This window comes from Agromyces sp. Root81, assembly GCF_001429165.1.
Lineage (GTDB): Bacteria > Actinomycetota > Actinomycetes > Actinomycetales > Microbacteriaceae > Agromyces.
The window spans coordinates 1,622,978-1,643,567 of sequence record NZ_LMIR01000002.1; the positions used below are offsets into that span (position 1 = coordinate 1,622,978).

General features: G+C 71.4%; 21 protein-coding genes. 12 read left to right on the forward strand and 9 right to left on the reverse strand.

Going from position 1 to position 20,590, the window contains the following annotated elements:
* The first annotated feature begins 1 nt into the window (after window position 1).
* Window positions 2-1,330 (forward strand): alpha-hydroxy-acid oxidizing protein, encoded by a 1,329-nt coding sequence (locus ASE14_RS12715; RefSeq protein ID WP_056655011.1) that lies wholly within the window; start codon window positions 2-4, stop codon window positions 1,328-1,330.
* A gap of 27 nt (window positions 1,331-1,357) precedes the next feature.
* On the opposite strand, the gene ASE14_RS12720 is transcribed toward ASE14_RS12715, so the two are convergent.
* Both ASE14_RS12720 and ASE14_RS12725 read right to left on the reverse strand, forming a co-directional pair.
* Window positions 1,358-3,931, reverse strand: a complete 2,574-nt coding sequence (locus ASE14_RS12720) for a rhomboid family intramembrane serine protease (RefSeq protein WP_162257736.1) — start codon at window positions 3,929-3,931, stop codon at window positions 1,358-1,360.
* Entirely contained in the window at window positions 3,928-5,262 is a 1,335-nt protein-coding gene (locus ASE14_RS12725; RefSeq protein ID WP_082600641.1) for an esterase family protein, read from the reverse strand. Before ASE14_RS12725 ends, ASE14_RS12720 begins: the two co-directional genes overlap by 4 nt.
* A 122-nt stretch (window positions 5,263-5,384) precedes the next feature.
* On the opposite strand from ASE14_RS12725, the gene ASE14_RS12730 reads away from it, so the two are divergent.
* Window positions 5,385-6,770: a glycine--tRNA ligase gene (locus tag ASE14_RS12730; protein WP_056655015.1), complete on the forward strand. Its 1,386-nt coding sequence runs from the start codon at window positions 5,385-5,387 to the stop codon at window positions 6,768-6,770.
* 112 nt (window positions 6,771-6,882) lie between these two features.
* Here ASE14_RS12730 and ASE14_RS12735 read toward each other — a convergent pair whose 3' ends face one another.
* The 4 genes from ASE14_RS12735 to ASE14_RS12750 form a co-directional block, all read right to left on the reverse strand.
* A complete protein-coding gene (locus ASE14_RS12735; protein WP_056655018.1) occupies window positions 6,883-8,373 on the reverse strand; it encodes an HNH endonuclease in 1,491 nt (496 codons plus the stop codon).
* A 102-nt stretch (window positions 8,374-8,475) separates the two neighbouring features.
* On the reverse strand, window positions 8,476-9,168 hold the full coding sequence (locus ASE14_RS12740; RefSeq protein WP_056655021.1) for a GNAT family N-acetyltransferase: 693 nt from the start codon (window positions 9,166-9,168) through the stop codon (window positions 8,476-8,478).
* Window positions 9,169-9,238: 70 nt separating this feature from the next.
* Window positions 9,239-10,666, reverse strand: a complete 1,428-nt coding sequence (locus ASE14_RS12745) for a glutamyl-tRNA reductase (protein ID WP_056655024.1) — start codon at window positions 10,664-10,666, stop codon at window positions 9,239-9,241.
* 57 nt (window positions 10,667-10,723) lie between these two features.
* Window positions 10,724-11,581, reverse strand: coding sequence for a hypothetical protein (locus ASE14_RS12750; protein WP_056655026.1), 858 nt, complete (start codon window positions 11,579-11,581; stop codon window positions 10,724-10,726).
* Window positions 11,582-11,748: 167 nt separating this feature from the next.
* Between ASE14_RS12750 and ASE14_RS12755 the strand changes: the two genes are divergently transcribed.
* Window positions 11,749-12,357 carry a hypothetical protein gene (locus ASE14_RS12755; RefSeq protein ID WP_056655029.1) on the forward strand — a complete coding sequence of 203 codons (609 nt, stop codon included), beginning with the start codon at window positions 11,749-11,751 and terminating at the stop codon, window positions 12,355-12,357.
* Window positions 12,358-12,387: 30 nt separating this feature from the next.
* Here ASE14_RS12755 and ASE14_RS12760 read toward each other — a convergent pair whose 3' ends face one another.
* The 3 genes from ASE14_RS12760 to ASE14_RS12770 form a co-directional block, all read right to left on the reverse strand.
* Complete coding sequence (locus ASE14_RS12760) at window positions 12,388-12,708, reverse strand: helix-turn-helix transcriptional regulator (protein WP_056655032.1); 321 nt, start codon at window positions 12,706-12,708, stop codon at window positions 12,388-12,390.
* Window positions 12,705-13,202 carry a hypothetical protein gene (locus ASE14_RS12765; protein WP_056655035.1) on the reverse strand — a complete coding sequence of 166 codons (498 nt, stop codon included), beginning with the start codon at window positions 13,200-13,202 and terminating at the stop codon, window positions 12,705-12,707. Before ASE14_RS12765 ends, ASE14_RS12760 begins: the two co-directional genes overlap by 4 nt.
* A 108-nt stretch (window positions 13,203-13,310) precedes the next feature.
* Window positions 13,311-13,802: a MarR family winged helix-turn-helix transcriptional regulator gene (locus ASE14_RS12770; RefSeq protein WP_056655038.1), complete on the reverse strand. Its 492-nt coding sequence runs from the start codon at window positions 13,800-13,802 to the stop codon at window positions 13,311-13,313.
* Between the two features lie 52 nt (window positions 13,803-13,854).
* Here ASE14_RS12770 and ASE14_RS12775 point away from each other — a divergent pair, with 52 nt between their 5' ends.
* From ASE14_RS12775 to ASE14_RS12815, 9 genes are all read left to right on the forward strand, one after another.
* Complete coding sequence (locus tag ASE14_RS12775) at window positions 13,855-14,640, forward strand: hypothetical protein (RefSeq protein WP_200953321.1); 786 nt, start codon at window positions 13,855-13,857, stop codon at window positions 14,638-14,640.
* 180 nt (window positions 14,641-14,820) lie between these two features.
* Window positions 14,821-15,990 (forward strand): uroporphyrinogen decarboxylase, encoded by a 1,170-nt coding sequence (gene hemE / locus ASE14_RS12780; protein WP_056655041.1) that lies wholly within the window; start codon window positions 14,821-14,823, stop codon window positions 15,988-15,990.
* Window positions 15,987-17,543, forward strand: coding sequence for a protoporphyrinogen oxidase (gene hemG, locus ASE14_RS12785; protein ID WP_056655044.1), 1,557 nt, complete (start codon window positions 15,987-15,989; stop codon window positions 17,541-17,543). The genes hemE and hemG overlap by 4 nt, the downstream gene beginning before the upstream one ends.
* Window positions 17,544-17,659: 116 nt before the next feature.
* On the forward strand, window positions 17,660-17,872 hold the full coding sequence (locus ASE14_RS12790; RefSeq protein WP_056655046.1) for a hypothetical protein: 213 nt from the start codon (window positions 17,660-17,662) through the stop codon (window positions 17,870-17,872).
* A gap of 169 nt (window positions 17,873-18,041) precedes the next feature.
* Window positions 18,042-18,515: a YtxH domain-containing protein gene (locus tag ASE14_RS21005; RefSeq protein ID WP_200953322.1), complete on the forward strand. Its 474-nt coding sequence runs from the start codon at window positions 18,042-18,044 to the stop codon at window positions 18,513-18,515.
* Window positions 18,516-18,534: 19 nt separating this feature from the next.
* Complete coding sequence (locus ASE14_RS12800) at window positions 18,535-18,942, forward strand: phage holin family protein (protein WP_056655051.1); 408 nt, start codon at window positions 18,535-18,537, stop codon at window positions 18,940-18,942.
* Window positions 18,926-19,237, forward strand: a complete 312-nt coding sequence (locus tag ASE14_RS12805; protein WP_157372971.1) for a DUF3618 domain-containing protein — start codon at window positions 18,926-18,928, stop codon at window positions 19,235-19,237. The genes ASE14_RS12800 and ASE14_RS12805 overlap by 17 nt, the downstream gene beginning before the upstream one ends.
* Before the next feature lie 44 nt (window positions 19,238-19,281).
* Window positions 19,282-19,998, forward strand: coding sequence for a GntR family transcriptional regulator (locus tag ASE14_RS12810; protein ID WP_056656351.1), 717 nt, complete (start codon window positions 19,282-19,284; stop codon window positions 19,996-19,998).
* Between the two features lie 51 nt (window positions 19,999-20,049).
* A complete protein-coding gene (locus ASE14_RS12815) occupies window positions 20,050-20,559 on the forward strand; it encodes an OsmC family protein (protein WP_056655054.1) in 510 nt (169 codons plus the stop codon).
* Window positions 20,560-20,590 lie beyond the last annotated feature (31 nt).

Sequence of the window (20,590 nt, forward strand, 5' to 3'; positions counted from 1 at the left end):
GATGGCCAGCGAGTCAGTTTCCAGCGAGTCAGTGACCAGCCCACGAGGGTTCGCGCGGGACGTGCAGTCGGAGGTGTACCGGGCCGGGCTCTCGGGCATCCGCCCGGCGGTGCCGGTCGACTTCGGTGCGCTCGAGCGCGCCGCGCGCAAGGCCGTCTCGGCCGAGTCCTTCGCCTACCTCGCCGGCGGCGCGGGCGCCGAGGCGACGATGGCCGCGAACCGCGCCGCCTTCGCGCGCTGGCAGATCTGGCCCCGGGTGCTCCGCGACGTCGCCGAACGCGACCTCTCGATCGAACTGCTCGGCCGTCGGCGGGCGACGCCGTTCGTGCTGTCGCCGATCGGCGTCGCCGAGATGGCCCACGCCGAGGCGGACGTCGCGGTGGGCCGGGCCGCCGCGGCGCTCGACGTGCCCTACATCCTGTCGAACCAGGCCTCGCGCCCGATGGAGGAGGTCGCCGCGGCCATGGGTGCGCGATCGCGCTGGTTCCAGCTGTACTGGAGCGCCTCCGACGAGCTCAACGCCTCGTTCGTGCGTCGTGCGGAGGCGGCGGGCTGCGAGGCGATCGTCGTCACGCTCGACACGCACCTGCTCGGCTGGCGCACGCGCGACCTCGATGCCGCCTCCCTGCCGTTCACGCGCGGGCAGGGCATCGCCCAGTACACGAGCGACCCCGTCTTCGCCGAGCTCGTGCGGCAGCGGGTCGTCCGGGGCGCCGGCGGGGGAGCGCGCCCCAAGGTCACCCCGAAGCTGCTCGCCTCGGCGTTCTCGATCGCCCGCGCCGGCGCCCGCACGCCGCTCGTCGACGGCGGGGTCAGGGCCGCGCTGCGCTCGCCGGTGCCGCGGACGGCGATCGAGATCTTCCTCGACGTGTTCTCGAACCCGGCGCTCACCTGGGGCGACCTCGCGAAGCTGCGGGAGTGGACGAAGCTGCCGGTGCTGCTGAAGGGAGTGCTGCATCCGGATGACGCGGCGCAGGCCCTCGACCACGGCGTCGACGGCCTCGTCGTCTCGAACCACGGGGGTCGCCAGGTCGACGACTCCGTCGCGAGCCTCGACGCCCTGCCCGGCGTCGTCGAGCGCGTGGGAGGGCGCGTGCCCGTGCTCCTCGACAGCGGGGTGCGCGGCGGCGCCGATGCGTTCATCGCGCTCGCGCTCGGCGCCACGGCCGTCGGCATCGGGCGGCCATACGCCTACGGACTCGCGGTCGCCGGTGCCTCCGGGGTGCGCGAGGTCGTGCGCAACCACATCGCCGAGTTCGACCTCACCCTCGGGCTCGCCGGGCACCGCTCGGTCGCCGAGATCGGGCCGGGTTCGCTGCGCGCGGCGTGAGCCGGGGCATCCGCTCGCCTGGAGGTGCTACCTCGTGAGCGTCTTCACGAGCGCGACGGCCTCCTTCGGCGAGACGTCGGGCAGGTAGGCCTTGCCGATCGCGAGGCCGATCGTCGGCAGCGCGAGCGGGTCGGGGTAGGCCATCGAGATCGTCTCGTACTCGGGGTTGAACTTCGCCTTGAACCTGAAGAGCGACGAGAACCCGTAGGCCGGTTCGAGCGTCGTGGCGAGGAAGTCGAGAAGGCGGGTCATGACGGTCGGCTCGGGCGGCGCCTCGCCGGGTGCGAGCGGCTTCGTCGCGAGCGGGGCGCCGGAGAGGCTCAGCACCTCGGCACCCGTCTCCTTCATGTGCAGCGCCGCCGAGGCGATCAGGAACTCCATGATGCCGTTCATGCTGCCGTCGGCACGGCGCATGAAGTCGATGGTCCAGCCGATCACGGCGCCGTCGCGGTGGACGGGCAGCCAGCTCGTGACGGCCTGCAGTCGGCCGTCGGGCCCGACCGCGAGCATGAGCCGTACCTCGGGGTCCTTCAGCTCCTCCATGCCGCCGAGCGTGAAGCCCATCTCGGGCAGCTCCTTCTCGGCCACCCACTCCTCGGAGATCGCGTTGATCTCGGCCACGGTCGCGAGCGGCAGTTCGCTCCAGCTGGTCCAGACCGTCGTCATGCCCTCCTTGATGCCGCGGTTCAGCGCCTGCCGCACCTTCTGCCACGGCTTGCCCGCCAGCTCGAGGCCCGTCGTGCGCACGAGCGTCTCCTCGCCCACCGACATGTGCTCCCACTCGAGCTCGTCGAACACGGGCAGGTACTGCGGGTGCACGCTGTAGAAGACGGGCACCCAGCTGTTGGCGTCGCAGAACGCGGCGAACTCGCGGATGACGCGGCCGCCGTGCTCTGGTGCGCAGATCGGGTCGGACATCGTGATCGCGACGCCGTTGATCACCCGGTACGCGACGGCGGAGACGCCGTCGTCGCTGAACCACGCGACGTTGCCCGGCCAGGTCGCCATGAACCCGAGCGTGCCGCCGCCGTTGCGGTGCAGCAGCTCGCGGAGCCTCGCATCGTCGGCGGTCTTCGCTGCGCTGCCGCTGCGCGTCATGAGCCGGATCGCCGCGGCGATGAACACCGCCCAGAACACCGGGCCGACGGCCTGCGCGAGGAAGCTCGTGAGGTCGTGGCCCGGCAGCACGATGGGGTCGACCGCGGCGAGGAAGTGCGGCGGCACGAACCGCTTGAGCGTGTCGAGCAGCAGGTCCCACCCGGTCGCGGCCGGCCAGTACTCGCCGATGGTCGCGAGGCCCGCGGCCAGGTACAGGCCCGCGAGCACGACGAAGGCGCCGGTCACGATCGCGGCGAATCGGGCGAACGCACGCCGTGGCGCCCGGATCTGGAAGTGCCGCCTCGTGACGATGAGCATGACGATGATGCCGATCGGCAGCGCGAGCACGGCGAGGAGCCACACGAGCAGCTCGCCGAGGTCGAAGACCGACCAGGTGCCGTCGTCGACGTCGGCCGTCGTCACCGTGACGTCGAAGGCCGTGCGGGCGAACAGCAGGATCGCGGCGTTCACCGCGATCGCGAGCCACCGCGCGAAGCGGCGCCCGTGCCTGAGGCCCCACGCCGCGAGGAGCAGCAGCAGCACCGGCGCGAACGAGAGCAGGAACATGCCGAACCCCTGGGCGCTCAGCAGGGCGAGCTGGGCGGTGCAGGCGTCGGAGACCGCGGCACCCGTGGTGGTGGCCGCCTCGCCGCCGCAGCTCGCCATCGCTGCGGCGCGCTCGAGCGGCTCATCGCGGTAGAGATACGAGCCGAAGGCGAACGGCGTGAGCTCCGACCGGTTCACGAGGGCGACGACGGGGCCGACGGCGGTCACCGCCACGACGGCGGCGACGAGGGTGCGGGTCTCACGGTGCGAGCTGCGCCTGGCCGACAGGGTCGAGGCGTCGCCGGTGAACACGGCGCCGAGCAGGTAGCCGACGATCGCCGCGACCAGTCGGTAGACGTTCGAGGAGTCGCCGTCGTAGAGCACGAACACGAGGATGAGGGCCGCCGCGCCGACCCGGATGCGTCGCCGCCAGAGCCTGCCCATGAACGCGGTCGCCGTGATGAGCGCGCCCACGATGCCGGCGAGCGGGTCGAGCGTGAGGTCGGCGGCCGTGCCCGTCGCCCACCACTCGCCGGCGAGCGACCCGACCCACTGCAGCCCCGTGCCGATCGCGACGCCGAGCACACCCGTGACGACGAACGCGACGATCGTGCGCCAGGTGCCCATGCGCCGCTCGGCGACCCCGAGCAGCAGCAGCGCCGCGAGCACGCCGAACACCAGCTGGAACGGATCGAACGGGATGACGAGCGCTGTCGCCACGGTCCACCACTGACGGCCGTCGACCGTCGTGATCACCCCGGCCGCCCAGGTCGAGGCGGTCGCGTCAGAACCGAGGAGCGTGCCCGTCGCGATCGCCGTGACGACGAGCAGCACCGCAAGGGCGATGCTGAAGGGAACGCGACGGATGAATCCGCCGAACGCCTCCGCCGTGGAGCGCAGCCGGCCGCTCGGCTCGGTGTCCTCGACGCCGGCGACGTGTCCGCTCGTCTCGGTCACGGCGCCGACAACCCGAGTCGGGGGGAGAGCACCGCGAAGCCCTCCTCGAGGCCGCCCGTCAGGGCCGCCACGTCGTGGTCGGCGCCGGGCACGAGGAAGAGCGTCGTCTGCATGGCGGCGACGGTCGCGGCATCCGCCAGCCGTTCGGTGCCGCCGACGAAGGCGAGGTCGTGCTCGCCGACCGTGAAGATCGCGACCGAGTCTGCGTAGGGGGCCTTCGCCGCCATGATGTTCGCGGGCTTGACGAGGTCGTAGGCGAACTGGTCGCCCATGAAGATCTCGGCCAGCACCTCGTCGGGGTGCTCGGCGCCCGCGTACTCGACCGGTGAGACGGCGAGCAGGTTGCCGAACACCTCGGGGTACTTCGCGCCGAAGAACGCCGCGCAGCCGCCGCCGTTCGAGTACCCGGCGACGGTCGTGTACTGCGGCCCCTGCAGCACGCCGAGCCGCTGCTTCGCCCACGGCACGACGTCCTGCATGACGTAGCTCTCGACCTCGCCGAGCTCGCTGTCGAGGCAGAGCGGGTCGGCGGCGGGGTCGCCCAGCTGGTCGATCACGAGGGCGATCGGCGCGAGCCCGGCGTGCTTCGCCGCGAACTCGTCGAGCACGCCGCCGATGAAGCTCGCATCGGGGTCGCCGGGCTGGCCCATCATCATGACGACGAGGGGGAGCCGCGGGGGATCCGCCACGAGCGCCGCCGGCGGGAGGTAGATCTGCGCGGGCCGGGCCTCGAAGCCCGACACCGTGTTCGGCACCCCGCCCTGCACGATGCCGATCTCGCCGGTAACCGGCATGTCCGGTGGCGGGCTCCACGTCAGGGAGAGCGGTTCGGCCGGGTCGGCGATCGTCGCCGGGTCGGGGACGGGCGGGTCGATCGTGTCGGCCGTCGAGACGTGGAACATCGAGCCGAGCGTGGGGTTCAGCCCGTAGGCGGCGTTCACGCCGAAGGCGGCGGTCGCCGAGAACAGCGGGATCGCGAGCAGGGCGATGAGCTTGCGCCACCACCTCGAATGCCAGAGGTTCCAGATCGCGAGGGTGATGCCGGCGAATGCCGCGGGAACCCAGAGCCAGGCCGAATCATCGACGGGGCCGCCGAACGCATCGAACAGATTGACCGCGAGCCAGAGCACCGCGACGCCGATGAGCGCGCCCACGATGAGCAGCACGACGACCGTCAGCACCCACGCCCACCCCGGACCCCTGAAGAGCAGGTAGACGAAGACCAGCGCCGCGAGCGCGTACACCGCGACCACGAACGGCCCGTCGATCACGTTCAGTTCCCAGATGAGATCCCACACCGTCGCCCCCTCGGCCATGGTCGTGATGGGCACAGCGTACCGACCGCGCGCTCGTTCGGGGTCGCACCCGCCCGTAGGATGGTGACACCGTGTCGTTTTCCGGCCTCTGCCCGATTTCGGCCTTCGCCCGATCCCCAAGGACCATTGGAGCCACCGTGGCCGCACCCAGCCGTCTCGAATCCGTCATCGCCCTCGCCCAGCACCGGGGCTTCGTCTTCCAGGCCGGCGAGATCTACGGCGGATCCCGCTCCGCATGGGACTACGGGCCCCTCGGCGTCGAGCTGAAGGAGAACATCAAGCGGCAGTGGTGGCGGTACATGGTCACCGGCCGCGACGACGTCGTCGGTCTCGACTCGAGCGTCATCCTGCCGAAGCAGGTGTGGGTCGCCTCCGGTCACGTCGGCGTCTTCACCGACCCGCTCGTCGAGTGTCTGCACTGCCACAAGCGCTTCCGTGAAGACCACCTGCTCGAGGCCTTCGAGGAGAAGAAGGGCCGCGCCCCCGAGAACGGCATGGGCGACATCGCCTGCCCGAACTGCGGCACCCGCGGCCAGTGGACTCCGCCCCGCGACTTCAACATGATGCTGCAGACCTACCTGGGTCCGGTTCAGGACGAGTCGGGGCTGCACTACCTCCGCCCCGAGACCGCGCAGGGCATCTTCACGAACTTCGCCAACGTGCTGCAGGCCGCTCGCATGAAGCCGCCGTTCGGCATCGGCCAGATCGGCAAGTCGTTCCGCAACGAGATCACGCCCGGAAACTTCATCTTCCGCACGCGCGAGTTCGAGCAGATGGAGCTCGAGTTCTTCGTCGAGCCCGGCACCGACGACCAGTGGTTCGAGTACTGGCTCGACTACCGCTGGGACTGGTACGTCGACCTCGGCGTCGACCCCGAGAACCTGCGTCGCTTCGAGCACCCCGCAGACAAGCTGTCGCACTACTCGAAGCGCACCGTCGACATCGAGTACCGCTTCGGCTTCACCGGTGGTGAGTGGGGCGAGCTCGAGGGCGTCGCGAATCGCACCGACTTCGACCTCACGACCCACTCGGAGCACTCGGGCAAGGAGCTCTCGTACTTCGACCAGTCGAAGAACGAGCGCTGGATCCCCTACGTGATCGAGCCCGCGGCCGGCCTCACCCGCTCGCTGATGGCCTTTCTCGTCGATGCGTACCACGTCGAAGAGGTGCCGAACGCGAAGGGCGGCGTCGACACCCGCACCGTGCTGCGCCTCGACCCGCGTCTCGCGCCGGTGAAGGCCGCCGTGCTGCCGCTCAGCCGCAACGAGCGGCTCTCGCCGCTCGCGCGCGAGGTCGCGGCGTCGCTCCGCAAGCACTGGAACGTCGACTTCGACGACGCCGGTGCCATCGGTCGTCGGTACCGTCGTCAGGACGAGATCGGCACCCCGTTCTGCATCACGGTCGACTTCGACTCGCTCGATGACAACGCCGTGACCGTGCGTGAGCGCGACAGCATGGAGCAGGTGCGCGTGCCGCTCGCCGAGCTCGAGGGCTTCCTGGCCGCGCGCCTCATCGGGGCGTAGAGCAGGCGCGTGCAGCGCTGTTTCGTGCAGCACTGACCCCTTGACCCTGCCCGCCTCGATCACCGTCTCGCGCGGTGAGAGCGGTGCGGTTGCGGTGCGCTGAGGCAGAGCTCTACCCCGTCGCCGAGACCACTCGTTCGGGCTCGGCGGCGTGCAGTAGTGTCGCGCGCAACAGCGCCGGATCGACCGGGTTGAGGATGTCGGCGGGCGTCTTCGGCCGCATCGGTCTCGGCGTCTGATCGGGATCGACGGCGGCCGGCGGGATGAGCCAGTAGTCCGGGCCTGTGCGCCGCACCTCCCACCCTTGATTGTGATAGCGCAGATGATCGCGCCGGCAGAGGAGGATGCCGTCGGCGAGATCGGTGCGCCCGTCGTCGCGTTGCCAGTGGTTGATGTGGTGCGCCTCGGTCCATGAGGGCGGCCGGGTGCAATCGGGGTCGAGGCAGCCGCCGTCGCGGACCGCGAGCACGGCCTTCTGTTTGCCGGTGAACAGGCGCTCGTCGCGTCCGAGGTCGAGGCAGGCGCCGCCGTCGTCGAAGCGGATCGGCAGGTACCCCTCGCAGAGCCCGGTGCGGATGTCGGCGAGCGGGATGCGATCGGGGTGACCTTCGATGGCGCCGGAGCCCTCGCCCGTGCTGAGCGACCCGGCATTCACCACGAGCCGGACGGACGGCTTCTTCTCGTCGAGCAGCCGCGCCGGGTCGACGCTCGCTCCGGCACGCAGGAGCTGCACGAGCCCTTCGGCGGCATCACGCTCACGAGTCGCACGTGCATTTGCGAATGACGCGTCGCCGCGGACCGGATCTCCGAAGCTCCGGCGCACCGGTGCGGCCGTATGCCGCGGATGGGTGAGCTGATCGAACACGGCCATGACCAGCATGCCGCTCTCGGCGTCGAGTTCGAACTCGCCGCGCACCATGCCGTCGGGCTTGACCCAGACGCGCCAGAACTGCTGTTCGCGTTGCCGCTCGGTGCGGGCGGCGACCCCCGCGGCGTCGATGCGATCGCGCACCTGCCGCGCGACTCGACGAGCGGCGTCGGCGTGCAGGTCGCGGCACTCGACGATCACGGAGTCGAGCGCGGCGGAGAGTGTGGCTTCGTCGGCGTCGCCGCCCGGCTCGCCGATTCCCGACCGGATCGCGTCGGCGACCGCCACGGTGAGCGAACCGCGCGCGACGGCGACCCCCAGCGCGGCGAACCACGGTGTCAGGGGCTCGGGAACGAGCGCCGCGAGCTCGGGGTCGACACGCCGGGAATGCTCGAGCTCGGCCGCAGCCTCGGTCTCTGCGACCATCCGCCCCACGCCGACCAGCGCGTTCGTCTCGCGCTTCGACGCGTGGGTGATCGATTGCAGCAACTCGCCGGCGTTCGCGTGGCCGGCTCGCTGCGCGAGCCCGTGGATGCCGAACGCGACCCTCGAGCGACGGACGACCTCGGCGGCCGCGAGCGCCTGCGCGCGTTCGACCGCGTGCTTGAGCGCGGTGATCGCCTCGACGGCATCGACGAGCGCCGGGTCGTCGAGTGCGCTGAAGGTGCCGGGAGAGGTGGCACTCGCCGACAGCGCGGCGGCGAGGCTGCTGTAGTCGGGGAGTGGTTCGGGCATACCTGATTGTCTCGCGGGCTGCCGACATTCGAACGTATGTTCCACAGATTGTGGATAACTCTGTGGAGAAACACGGACCCGAGCGCCCCGAGCGTCCCCGCCCTACCCCCGAGCGGCCGCCCACTCGCGCCGCAGCACGCCGTACAGCGCGGTGTCCTGCCACTCGCCGTCGTTGAACTGCTCCTCGAGGATCGTCGCCTCGCGCCGCATGCCGAGGCGCTCGCAGAGGGCGGCGGATGCGTCGTTGCGTGCGTCGAGGAACGCCTGGATCCGGTGCGGATGCAGCGTCGCGAACACGAAGTCGCGGATCGCCGAGGCCGCCTCGCGGGCATACCCCTTGCCCTGGAAGTCGGGGTGCACGATCCAGCCGAGTTCGAACTGCGCGTGCTTGGCGCTCGAGACGCGCACCATGATGTCGCCGATCACGCGGTCGCGCGCGCCGTCTTCGACCGAAGGTGTGCCGGGCAGCGTCATGGCGAGCACGAAGTAGTCGCCGTCACCTGCGAGCACGCGCGCGGCCGCACGCTTCGCCGTGTGCGCGTAGGCGTCGGCCCGTTCACGCAGGGGCCACGGCACGTACGTGAGCACTTCTGGGATGCGTTGATACTCGAAGACATCGGGGGCATCGGATGCCTCGAGCGGACGCAGCACGAGACGTTCCGTGCTGATCGGCGTCTCGGTCAGCCCGGTCGCGTCGAAGGGCAGCCGCAGCGCCGGCGGCCCATCGGCCGCTGCCGCGGCAGCGCGATAGAGCGTGGTCGTGGTGGTGTCGTCGGGCGTGCTGTTCTCGTGCATCGAAACGAAGCGTATCGTGCGCCTCCGACAGGCGGATCGGCAGCCCGCACCGGGATTCGGGACGCGGCGACTACGCCCGCCCGCCGGCCGCACGGCCGGCACGAGCATCGCTCGCATCGGGAACCGCGCGCGCCGAGGCATCCGCTTCGGGAGCCACGCCGAAGATGGCGGCGATGCCGTCGATCCAAGCCTGCTGCTCGCCGGCCCGCGCGAGCTCGCGCGAGCGCACCATGGGCGTGTGCAGCAGCACGCCGGCCATGTGGCGCAAGGCCTCCTCGGTGCGTCCGTCGGCGTCGCCGCGAGTGCGGGCGCGTTCGATCTCGCCGTCGAGGAGGTCGAAGACGTGGCGCCGCAGGGCGACGACGGCTGGGGCGAGATCCTGCTCCTCGCGGGCTTCGCCGAAGGCCCGGGCCGCGCCGCCGACGATGGCGCGTGCGGCATCCGTCGCTCCGAATTCCTCGAGCGGCGCGTGGATGCGGATGGTCTCGAGGTCGAGCAGCTCGACGCCGTGCACCTCGACGACGTCGGGCGCGACGTTGCGGGGGAGCCCGAGGTCGATCACGAGCTGGCGTTCGACCGGGGCCTCGGCGGGCTCCGCGACGAGGCTGAGCGGGCAGCCCGCACCGGCCGGCTCGGCGGCGGCAGCGGCACCACCGGCGGCAGCGGACCCACCGGCAGCGAATGCCGCGACGCCGGCCCTGCCCGCTTCGAGCAGTGCGCGGTCGACGACGTGGTGCTCGGCGGTCGTGCAGGTCACGATGACGTCGGCGCTCGCTGCTGCGGCGGCGACCGTGGTGCTGGTGACCGCCTCGATGCCGTGTCCGGCGGCGAACTTCGCCGCGCGGCCCGAGGGGGAGAAGACCTGCACGTCGGTGACGCCGCGGTCGCGGAGCGCGGCGAGCGAGGCGCCGGCGAACCGGCCGGTGCCGACGAGCAGCACGCGCGTCTCCGCCCAGTCGGTGATGCGGCTCTCTGCGAGTTCGAGGGCGAGGCGCACGACCGAGCGGCCCTCGTTGCCGATGCCGGTCTCGTTCTTCACGCGGCGCGAGATCTGCGAGGCGCGCTGGAAGAGGCGTTCGAGGTCGGGGGTCGTCGTGCCCTCTGCGCGGGCGCGCTCGAGCGAGCGTCGCACCTGCCCGGCGATCTCGCCCTCGCCGACGACGACGGATTCGAGGCCCGATGCAACGGAGAAGAGGTGGCCGGCGACGGCGTTGCCGTGCACGAAGCCGAAGGTCGTGCGCAGTTCCTCGGGCTCGAGGCCCGCGACGGCGCCCACTGAACGGATCGCCTCGTGCACCGCGGGAACGGGCGATTCGCCCTCGGCGGCGTCGAGGTCGAGGTACGCCTCGAAGCGGTTGCAGGTGGCGACGACGACGGCACCCTGCACGGCTGAGTGGCCGTTGCGGATTCGGGGACCGGCGGAGTCCGCGGTCGCTGAAAGACGTTCGAGCATGTCGAAGTCGGCGTTCTTGTGACTCGCGGTGAGGCAGATGAGCACGAAGGGATTCTACTCGCCGTCGAATCAAGGTTCGCCCGGAGCGACTTCGCGCGAAATTCAGCGTGTGGTGAGCAACGGGCCCTGCGGGATGATCTGGATCGGCGCGGTCAGCGGCGGCAGCTCGAGCCCTTCGGCCGCGAGCGCCTCGCGGTGCTTGGCCTTCCAGCTGCGCACGACGGCGAAGAACGGCGCATCGGACAGCGCGTACCGACCGAGGCGTTCGTCGGCGAGCACGATCGGCAGCTCGACGCTCGCACCGCCGCGGCGCACGCGCAGCACGAGCACGGAGAGCACCGAGCCGCCGGCCACCAGCGAGTCGCTGCGGATGCCGCGGACCTCGCGCCACGGGAAGTACGCCGCGCGCCGGGGGCGGCGTCCGCCGTTCCAGAACGCGACGCCGAGCTCGTCGGCCACGATCGAGTAGCGCGCGGCGAGCGAGACCTGCTGCGCGTCATCCGCCGCCGTTTCGTTGAGGTTCGCGACGATCTCACGGCGACGGATGCCGCAACTCACCTCGCCCCGAACGCTCGCCTCGAGTGCACGACGGCGGGTGCGGGCGCGGGCGAGCTCGCCGAGTCGGACGAACATCCAGATGACGGCGACGAGCACCGCGACCGCCGAGACGGCGACGGCGATGCCCTCGACACCGGGGATCTCGGGCAGGCGCAGCATGATGCGCTCGAGGTATCCGGACCCGGCGATGAGTCCGCCGATGACGATCGCGGCGGCGGCGGCGACCAGGACGGTGATGCCGGTGCGATGCGGCGCAGCCGCGTTCATCGCGCGACTCGCGCGGTTCGGGCGGACGGGGTGCAGCACGACATTGGGGGCATGAGGTTCTCCGTGGGTGCGGAGGCGCACGGGCTCGGGGACTCGCGCGTCGTCGTGCTCGGGGGCGCACAACGTCTCGACCATAGCGCTGATCGGAGCCTGAATGTAAGGCCTCTGAACGAATCGGTTCTGCGGACATCGATACCTCCGACGAAGCGACGCCGCGTGCGTGAAATACCGCAGTACCGTGATCCTCGATGCACGATGCGGCGCACTCGGCGACGCCCTGACGCGAGAGGCGCGTGAATCGGATGCGGCGCTGGTGGTTCATCGTCATCACGGCGCTGGCGCTGGTCGCCGTTGCAGCGCGCGTCATCGTGGTGGTCGCAGGGCTCGACGCTGCGTCGAGCCGGATCCCGTTCAACGGGCTCGACGTCCTCGCGATCTGTCTCGTGGCCGCAGTCGGCGGAGTCGTGCTGATGCTGGTGCTGTTCAGAGCCCACCGGCGGATGGGTGTCGGCAGAGTCCGGCGGATGTTCCCTGATGCGGTGGTCGTGGCGGTCAGTCTGCGAGGGGAGGACGCGCGAGTGTTGATCGATCTCTCATCACCGGGACTTCCGGAGAAGGCCCGGCCCGCATGGGTCGTCCTCGGTGCTGACGAGATCGAGTGGTGGGTCGGCCTCTCGCCGAAGCGTATCGCTCGGGTCGATTCAGAGCTCCCGATCCGCTACTCGCGGGGTCGCTACCAGCACCTCAGCCATCAGGAGACGAACGTGATCGCCGACGTGACCGTCTCAGGCCGCGCAGTCGAGCTGCCGATCATCGTCGTCGACGAATCGAGCGTCTGGCCGAGACGTCCGACCGACGAAGCCCTCGACGAGTTGATCGGACGGCTCGCGGTCGACTCGACGAAACGGTGAACCCTGTCCGTCGCCGCAATCGCCGTGCGACTACCCCTCCGCCGCCGCCTTGATCGTCTGCAGGCGGCGCTCCCAGCCCTGGGCGATGGTGTCGAGATCGCGGGCGAGCGCGCTGAGGCGCGACCCGATCGCGCGGTAGCGCACCTCCCTGCCGTGGACTTCGGTCTCGACGAGACCCGCCTCGCGGAGCACCTCGAGGTGCCTCGCGACGGCCTGCCGACTGATCGGCTGCTCGGCGGCGAGCGTCGTCGCCGAGGCGGGCGCGGTGCCGAGGCGCTGCAGGAGCTCCCACCGCGTGTCGTCGCCCAGGGCGGCGAACGCGGCGGGGAGGCTCTCGGTGCCGATCGTCATCGGCCGGCAGCGTGCCCGGCTGCGACCTCGGCCGCGACGTGATCGCGCGCGAATCCGAGCTCGATGGCCCAGCCCTCGGTGTTGCCGTCGAACATCCGGCGGCGCTCCTCGGCGCTGCGGTCGAGGCCCTCGAAGCCGCTCTCGGCGACGCGCAGCACGACTCCGTCACCGCGCTCCTCGATCCAGAACTCGACGAGCGTCGAGACGAGCGGGTCGCGCTCGGGGTCGGGCTCGGCGGATGCCGGCTGGGCGTTGAACCAGCGGAAGGCGGCGTAGCGCGGCGCCTCCAGCGACTCGATCGCGAGCGTGAACGCGCCGTGCTTCTCGTCGTGCACGACGACGCGCGAGCCCTGCTGCTCGATGCGGTGCTCGACGACACGGTCGTCGTTGATCCACCAGCCCGCGGTGGAGACGAGCTCCCACACGCGCGCCGCGCTGGCGTCGATGTCGATCTGCTGTTCGATCCGGTCGAGTGATCCGGTGGTGCCGTTCATGCGTCCTCCTTGATTGCCGTGCCGGTTGATGTGCAACACAATCGTTGCACTAGAAGACCGGAAGCGCAACCGTTGTGTTGCACTGTCATCGCGGAGCTTCGGGCGGTCTCAGGCGCGCGATGCGCGAAAGCCGGGGTGCACCCCGGGCTCGAGGTCGTGGGCCGCCGCGATCCGCGCGAGCAGGTGGCCGAGCGTCTGCCGCTCCTCCTCGCTGAGTTCGGCGACGAGATCGTTCTCGTGTTCGCGGCCGATGTGGCGCATCTGCGCCATCACCTCGCGACCGCGGTCGGCGAGATGCAGTTCGTGCGTGCGCCGATCCTTCGTGCTGCGGGTGCGGGTGACGAGCTCCTTGCGCTCGAGCGCGTCGACGAGGGCGACGACGCGACTCGGAACCACGCCGAGCTTGCCGGCGAGCGCCTGCTGACTGAGGCCCGGCTCGACCGCGATCATCCGCAGGATTCCGACGTCGCTCGGTTGCACGTCGAGCTCGGCGAGGCGCTCCGCGAAGCGCGCCGAGGCGTAGGCGCCGACTTGGGAGAGCAGGAATCCGACGCGCTCGGCGGGCTGCCTGAACGGTGCCTCGTGCGCGTTCGTCTCCATGTCGAGGACTCTACCAGTTGCGGATGAATCATTCTGTGCTATGAATGATTACATGAACAGAACGAATGATGCGGCGGTCGGAACCGCCGCGGCCGAGTCCCAGCACTCCGCCTCGTCCACCGGCTCACGGCGCGCGCCCGCCGGACCGCCGTTGCCGCCCCTCGCGATCGTCGTCGTGGCGCTCTCGATGGCCTCCATCGTGCTGCCGGCCGTGCTCGCGGGCGGCGCGACCTACCCGTCGCCGTTCGGTGACGGCGACGCGATCGTCGCCTACTTCCGCGATCACGAGCTCTCGGTGCTGATCACCGCACTGCTGCAGTTCGCGGCGTCCATTCCGCTCGTGATCTTCGCGGCCGCCGCGACGACGCGACTCACCCAGCTCGGCGTGCGCGCGCCGGGGGTGTCGATCGGCTTCGCCGGCGGCATCCTCGCCTCGGTCTCGATGGCGATGTCGGCCGGCTTCAGCTGGGCGCTCACGCGACCCGAACTGCTCGAGGAGCCCGGCATCGTGCGACTGCTGCACGACCTGGCGTTCTTCACCGGCGGCCCCGGGTTCGTCGTGCCGCTCGGCCTGCTCATCGCGGGGCTCGCAGTGCCCGGCCTGCTGGCCGGCCTGCTGCCGCGCTGGCACGCGTGGGCGGGCCTCGTGCTCGCCGGCCTCGCCATGGTCGCGACGCTCGTGGTCGCGATCCCCGAGCTCGCCGTGCTGCTGCCGATCGTGCGCTTCCCGTCGTTCGCGTGGATCGTGCTCTGCGCGTTCCTGCTGCCGCTGCGGCGAACGGATGTCGCGCGGCCCGTGCGCACCCGTTCCGGCGCCGCTGCGGAGCCCCGCTCGTGAGCGACGCGATGCTCGACAAGCTCGTGCGCCGACCGGGCTTCCAGCCCGATACGCGACGATGTCAGTTGTCGTTGGTGCTGCATCCGATCGCCGATCTTCACTCAGCCTGATACGCGACAATGTCAGTTGTCGTTGGTGCTGCATCCGATCGCCGATCTTCACTCAGCCTGATACGCGACAATGTCAGGCGTGATCCTCTCCCCGCAGCACCCGCTCTCCGCCGGCCTGACCTCCGACTCGCGACTCGTGCGCGCATACCGGGGAGAGCGTTCCGACGCCACGCCCGTGTGGTTCATGCGCCAGGCCGGACGCTCGCTGCCCGAGTACCGCGACCTCCGCGTCGGCACCCGTATGCTCGACGCGTGCCTCGACCCCGCGATGGCGAGCGAGATCACGCTGCAGCCCGTGCGGCGCCACCGGGTCGACGCCGGCATCTTCTTCAGCGACATCGTCGTGCCGCTGAAGCTCGTGGGCGTCGACGTCGAGATCCAGCCGGGTCGCGGCCCGGTCTTCGGCCGGGCGTACGCGGATGCCGCCGGCGTCGCCGAGCTCACGGCGATCGACCCTGCCCGGCTCGATGAGGCATCCGCCCCCATCACCGAGGCCGTCGCCCGCACCGTCGCCGAGCTGAACACGACCGCCCCTTCGACGGGCTCAGGGCAGGTTCCCTCGGGCACCGCGACCCCGCTCATCGGCTTCGCCGGCGCGCCGTTCACCCTCGCGGCCTACCTCGCCGAGGGCGGCCCCTCGAAAGACCACCTCGCCGCCCGCACCCTCATGCACGCCGATCCGGGCGCCTGGCGCGCGCTCATGGACTGGACCGCCGAGCTGACGGGCCGCTTCCTGCGCACGCAGGTGCTCGCCGGGGCATCCGCCGCCCAGCTCTTCGACTCGTGGGCCGGCGCCATCTCGCTCGCCGACTACGAGACGCACGTCGCCCCCGCCTCGGCGGCGGCGCTCGCGCACGTGCACGACCTCGCCTACGAGACCACGGATGCATCGGGCGCCTCGTCCACCCGCAGCGTGCCGGTCGTGCACTTCGGCGTCGGCACCGGCGAGCTGCTCGGGGCGATGCACGCCATCGGCGTCGACACGGTCGGCGTCGACTACCGCATCCCGCTCGACGTCGCCGTCGAGCGCGTCGGCGAGGGCGTGCCCCTGCAGGGCAACCTCGATCCGGCCCTGCTCGCCGCGCCCTGGCCGGTGCTCGAGGCCGCGGCCCGCGAGGTGCTGCGCCGCGGCGAGGCGGCCCCCGCCCACGTCTTCAACCTCGGCCACGGCGTGCCGCCCGAGACCGACCCGACCGTGCTGACGCGGGTCGCCGAGCTCGTGCACGAGGCCTCGGCGTGAGCGAGGCGACGACGCCCGCGCCCGACCCGGCCGCCGAGCCCGTCGTCGAACGGGCGACCGCCGACGTCGTCGTGGTCGGCGGCGGCGTCGCCGGCCTCGTCGCGGCACTCGAGTGCGCGAAGGTCGGGCTGCGCGTCACCGTGCTCGAGCGCCGCGACGAACTGGGCGGATGCGTCGGCCGCATCGAGCTCGACGGCCTCACCCTCGACAGCGGCGCCGAGTCGTTCGCCACCCGCGGCGGCGCCGTCGCCGAACTGCTCGGCTCGCTCGGCCTCGAGGCCGACATCGAGAATCCGAACCCGGCGGGCGCCTGGCTCGTGATGCCCGGCAAGCAGGGCGGCCTCGACGCCGCCCCGCTGCCGAAGACGGGCATGCTCGGCATCCCGGCGAACCCGCTCGGCGACGACGTGCGGCGCATCATCGGCTGGAGCGGCGCGACCCGCGCCTACCTCGATCGCGTGAAGCCGATCCTCCGCATCGGCCGCGCCCACAGCCTCGGCAAGCTCGTGCGCGAGCGCATGGGCCAGGCCGTGCTCGACCGGCTCGTCACGCCGATCTCCGCGGGCGTCTACTCGACCGATCCCGACGACCTCGACCTCGACGTCGTGGCCCCCGGGCTCAACGAGGCGATGACCCGCATGGGCTCGCTCTCGGGCGGCGTCGGGCAGCTCGTCGAAGAGCGCAGGGCCGGGGGAGCCGTGCGCGGCATCCGCGGCGGCATGCACCGCCTCGTCGACGCCCTCGAGCGCGAACTCCTCCGCTTCGACGTCACGGTCGTGCGCGGCGCGGAGGTCACGGGGCTCGAGCGCGATTCGTCCGGGGGAGCGGGTTTCGAGACGCGCGCTTCGCTCGCTCCTCAACCCGCGGAGTCATGGCTCGTCACCGCGACGACCGAGACCGGCGAGCTCGTCGTGAGCGCCCCCGACGTCGTGCTCGCCGCCTCGGGTCACGCGGCCCTCGCGCTCGTCGACGACGCCCTCGACGGCTGGGCGCAGACGAGCGGCACCGGCAGTGCGGAGTGGCCGGCCGCGGCATCCGTCGAACTCGTCACGCTCGTGCTCGACGCGCCCGCCCTCGATGCCGCACCGCGCGGCACCGGCGTGCTCGTCGCCGCCGATGCGCCCGACGTGCAGGCGAAGGCCCTCACCCACTCGACGGCGAAGTGGTCGTGGCTCACCGAGGCGGCCGGTGGCCGCCACGTCGTGCGCCTCTCGTACGGTCGCGCCGGTGCAGCCAACCCGCTCGACGGGCGCTCCGACGCCGAGGTCTCCGAGCTCGCGCTCGCCGACGCCTCGCTGCTCCTCGGCGTGCCCCTCGACGAGCGGATGCTGCGCGCCTCGGGCCGCACCGCCTGGCGCGACGCCCTCTCGCAGGCGGCCATCGGCCAGCGCGACCGGGTGCGTGCGCTCGAGGACGCGCTCGCCGCCGAGCCCGGCATCGAGGCGACCGGTTCCTGGGTCGCCGGCACCGGCCTCGCCTCGGTCGTGCCGCACGCCCTCGAGGCCGCACGCCGCGTCAGGCACCGCAGGGTGCAGCCCGACGCCGGGGCCTGATCCTTCGGCATGCCGTCGGGGGCCGGCGTCGGGCTTCGTCGCGGGCGGCGCTGCGAATACCGTCCGACCGGATGGTAGCGTTGCGGATCCATTCAGCGCAGTCGAAGGGAAGATCCATGGCGAAGTACGACCTGTCCTCCACCCCGCTCAAGGTGCTGCTCGAGGCACCCGATTCCCGAGCGGTCATCGACGAGCTCCTGCCCGAGTTGCCGACCCACCCGATGATCGGGTTCGCCCAGAACATGAATGCCGACCAGGTGCTGAAGCTCGCGGGCGGGACGGATGCCGCACGGGTCGAGGCGCTCCGCGCCGCGCTCGAGGCGCTCTGACCAGCACGAGCTGAGAGTTCGGAGTCCACGGAGGGCTCTTCGCGGTCATCGACGCTCCCCATTGCATAGCCGAAACGGAATATTTCGACGCAACCCCCTTGCGCGGCTTCGTGCTGGGTCTACGCTTGAACCGTCGCTGTGGTGGACCACAGGGGGAGATGGGGTGCACATGAAAGGCAAGATCCTCTTCGTCGTGGGGCTCGGAATCGGGTACGTGCTCGGTACGCGCGCCGGTCGTGAGCGCTACGAGCAGATCCGCAGGGCGGCGGAGGGCGTGTGGAACACGCCGGCCGTGCAGCAGGGCGTCGACACCGTGAAGGGATTCGCGGCCGAGAAGGTCGGCGACCTCTCCGACACCGTGCTCGACGGCGTCAAGTCGTTCATCGGCAACGCGACCCGCGGCACCGGCGCCACCAAGAGCGACGTCAGCAGCGCAGCGAAGAGCGCGAAGCAGAACGTCTCGAAGACCGCGACCGCAGCCAAGTCGGCCGTCGACAGTGCGGCCTCCGCCCTCGACGACGTGATCGACGACGCCGCCGGGGTCGCTTCATCCGCTGCGGCAGATGCGAAGAGCACCGCGAAGCGCAGTACGGCGAAGCGCAGCACGACGGGCAAGGCCAAGCCCGCCGCATCCGACTCCTGACCGCGGAGGTGACCACGCGATGACCGCGCCCTCGAACGACGACCGCTCACTCTTCACGCTGATCGGCGACCTGCCCGACACGATCTCGTCGCTCGTGCGCGCCGAGATCGACCAGATCAAGGCCGAGGTCTCCTACAAGGTCAAGCACTTCGGCATCGGCTCGGGGCTCGTGGCCGGCGCTGGAGTGGTCGGCGTCTTCCTGCTGTTCACGCTCATCACCACCGCGATCTTCGCGCTCGCGCTCGTGATGCCGGCGTGGGCCGCCGCGCTCACCGTCTCGGGCGTGCTGCTGCTGATCATCGCGGTCCTGCTGTGGATCGCCTACATCAACTTCAAGCGGGGTTCGGAGCCCCTCGAGTCGGTCGAGAGCCTGAAGGCCGACCTCGACGCCCTGAAGGGAACGGGTGACTATGACCGCCGCTACTGACGCCACCGGCCCCCGCCCCTCGAAGCGCGACACCGCCGCCCGCGAGCGCAATCTCACGCGCGTGCAGGCGAAGGTCGCCTCGCAGCAGGCCCGCGCCGAGTTCGCCGAGACGCTGAACGCCCTCGAAGACAAGCTCAACGTGCCCAAGCAGGTCGGCATCCGCACGGAGCGGGCCAAGCGCAAGCTGCGCCGATTCGCCGACGAGCAGCCCGTCGCGGCGCTCGTCGCGGCGGTCGGCGTCGTCGCGGCGGTCGGCGTCACGGTGTGGCTCGTCGTGCGCTCGAACCTCGACTGATCGCGTCGGCGATCCAGCACGACCGAGAGCGAGCGGATGCCGCGATGCCGACGCCAGCGGATGATCAGGTCTCCTCGGCCTCGACCGGCACGGCCGTCGACCGCGTCGCCGGCCTCGTCCGGGCGGAGATTCTGAGCGGAGTGCGGGGCCCCGACACGCCACTGCGCGAAGAGGCCGCGGCCGAACAGTTCGGGGTGTCGCGCCACACGGTGCGCGCCGCGTTCCAGCGGCTCGTCGCCGAGCGTCTGGCCGTCGCCGAGGCGTACCGGGGAGTGCGAGTGGCGAGCTTCGATCGCGCCCACGTGATCGCCTTGCAGCAGTTGCGCGCGGCACTCGAGGTCGAGGCCGTGCGCATCCTGGGCGAGCGTCACGGCGAGGTGTGGCCCGAGGGTGCGCTCGCGCCGGCAGGCGGGGTGCTCGCCGAGCTCGACCGGGTCGCCGAGCTCGCCGCTGAAGCTCGGGACGACGGCGAGGAGGGAGCCGGCGCCGACGAGCACGTCGACTGGCTCGAGGTCGAGCGCCTGCACGCCGACTTCCATCATGCGATCGTCGTGGCCTCGGCGAGCCCCCGCATCATCGAGGCGCACGCCGCCCTCGGCAGCGAGCTGCTGCTCTTCCTGCTGCACGTGCGCCCGCACTACACGCTCGAGAGCCTCATCGACGAGCACCGGGCGCTGCTCGAGCAGCTGCCCGCGCGCGGCCCGGCGGCCCTGCGCGAGCACCTCGAGCACTCGACACGCCTGCTGCTCGGCGGGCGCTGAGCCGAGACGCCGACGGTTGTGCCCATGCCCGCGCGGGCGGATGATGGCGGCATGGACGCGACCGAACTGCGGGCACGGCAGGCGCCGCTCAAGCAGCGGTACCGCGACGACCCCGACGCGGCGATCACTCCCGCCGCGGCGCACGGCTCATTCGCCGATCCGGGCATCACGGCGACGGTCGACGGGTGGGCGGGGTCCGTGCGTGCGGGACTCCATCCCGCGACGGGCGGCGACGGCGGCGACGCGTGCTCCACCGACCTCCTGCTCCAGGCGCTGCTCGCCTGCGCGGGCGTCACGCTGCGGTCGGTGGCGACCTCGATGGGGCTCGAGATCCGGTCCGCCGAGCTGCGCGCGGAGGGCGTGTGGGACGCCCGCGGCACGCTGGGCGTCGATCGCTCGGTTCCGGTCGGCGTGCTCGACGTGGTCGTCACCGCCGTGCTCGACGTCGACGCCGACGAAGCCGAGCTCCACCGGCTCGCCACCGGCGTCGAACGATTCTGCGTCGTCGCGCAGTCGCTCGCCGAGCCGCCCGAGTTCGTGATCGTCCGCGCCACGTCCTGATCGCTCCGCGGCGCCCGATGCCGATGTCCAC

Excerpts from the sequence above, each read along its gene's own strand:
- ASE14_RS12715 (WP_056655011.1), top strand. The coding sequence starts at position 2 with ATGGCCAGCGAGTCAGTTTCCAGCGAGTCAGTGACCAGCCCACGAGGG.
- ASE14_RS12735 (WP_056655018.1), bottom strand. The coding sequence starts at position 8,373 with ATGCCCGAACCACTCCCCGACTACAGCAGCCTCGCCGCCGCGCTGTCG.
- ASE14_RS12740 (WP_056655021.1), bottom strand. The coding sequence starts at position 9,168 with ATGCACGAGAACAGCACGCCCGACGACACCACCACGACCACGCTCTAT.
- ASE14_RS12750 (WP_056655026.1), bottom strand. The coding sequence starts at position 11,581 with ATGGTCGAGACGTTGTGCGCCCCCGAGCACGACGACGCGCGAGTCCCC.
- ASE14_RS12755 (WP_056655029.1), top strand. The coding sequence starts at position 11,749 with ATGCGGCGCTGGTGGTTCATCGTCATCACGGCGCTGGCGCTGGTCGCC.
- ASE14_RS12760 (WP_056655032.1), bottom strand. The coding sequence starts at position 12,708 with ATGACGATCGGCACCGAGAGCCTCCCCGCCGCGTTCGCCGCCCTGGGC.
- ASE14_RS12765 (WP_056655035.1), bottom strand. The coding sequence starts at position 13,202 with ATGAACGGCACCACCGGATCACTCGACCGGATCGAACAGCAGATCGAC.
- ASE14_RS12770 (WP_056655038.1), bottom strand. The coding sequence starts at position 13,802 with ATGGAGACGAACGCGCACGAGGCACCGTTCAGGCAGCCCGCCGAGCGC.
- ASE14_RS12775 (WP_200953321.1), top strand. The coding sequence starts at position 13,855 with ATGAACAGAACGAATGATGCGGCGGTCGGAACCGCCGCGGCCGAGTCC.
- hemE (WP_056655041.1), top strand. The coding sequence starts at position 14,821 with ATGTCAGGCGTGATCCTCTCCCCGCAGCACCCGCTCTCCGCCGGCCTG.
- ASE14_RS12790 (WP_056655046.1), top strand. The coding sequence starts at position 17,660 with ATGGCGAAGTACGACCTGTCCTCCACCCCGCTCAAGGTGCTGCTCGAG.
- ASE14_RS21005 (WP_200953322.1), top strand. The coding sequence starts at position 18,042 with ATGAAAGGCAAGATCCTCTTCGTCGTGGGGCTCGGAATCGGGTACGTG.
- ASE14_RS12800 (WP_056655051.1), top strand. The coding sequence starts at position 18,535 with ATGACCGCGCCCTCGAACGACGACCGCTCACTCTTCACGCTGATCGGC.
- ASE14_RS12805 (WP_157372971.1), top strand. The coding sequence starts at position 18,926 with ATGACCGCCGCTACTGACGCCACCGGCCCCCGCCCCTCGAAGCGCGAC.
- ASE14_RS12810 (WP_056656351.1), top strand. The coding sequence starts at position 19,282 with ATGCCGACGCCAGCGGATGATCAGGTCTCCTCGGCCTCGACCGGCACG.
- ASE14_RS12815 (WP_056655054.1), top strand. The coding sequence starts at position 20,050 with ATGGACGCGACCGAACTGCGGGCACGGCAGGCGCCGCTCAAGCAGCGG.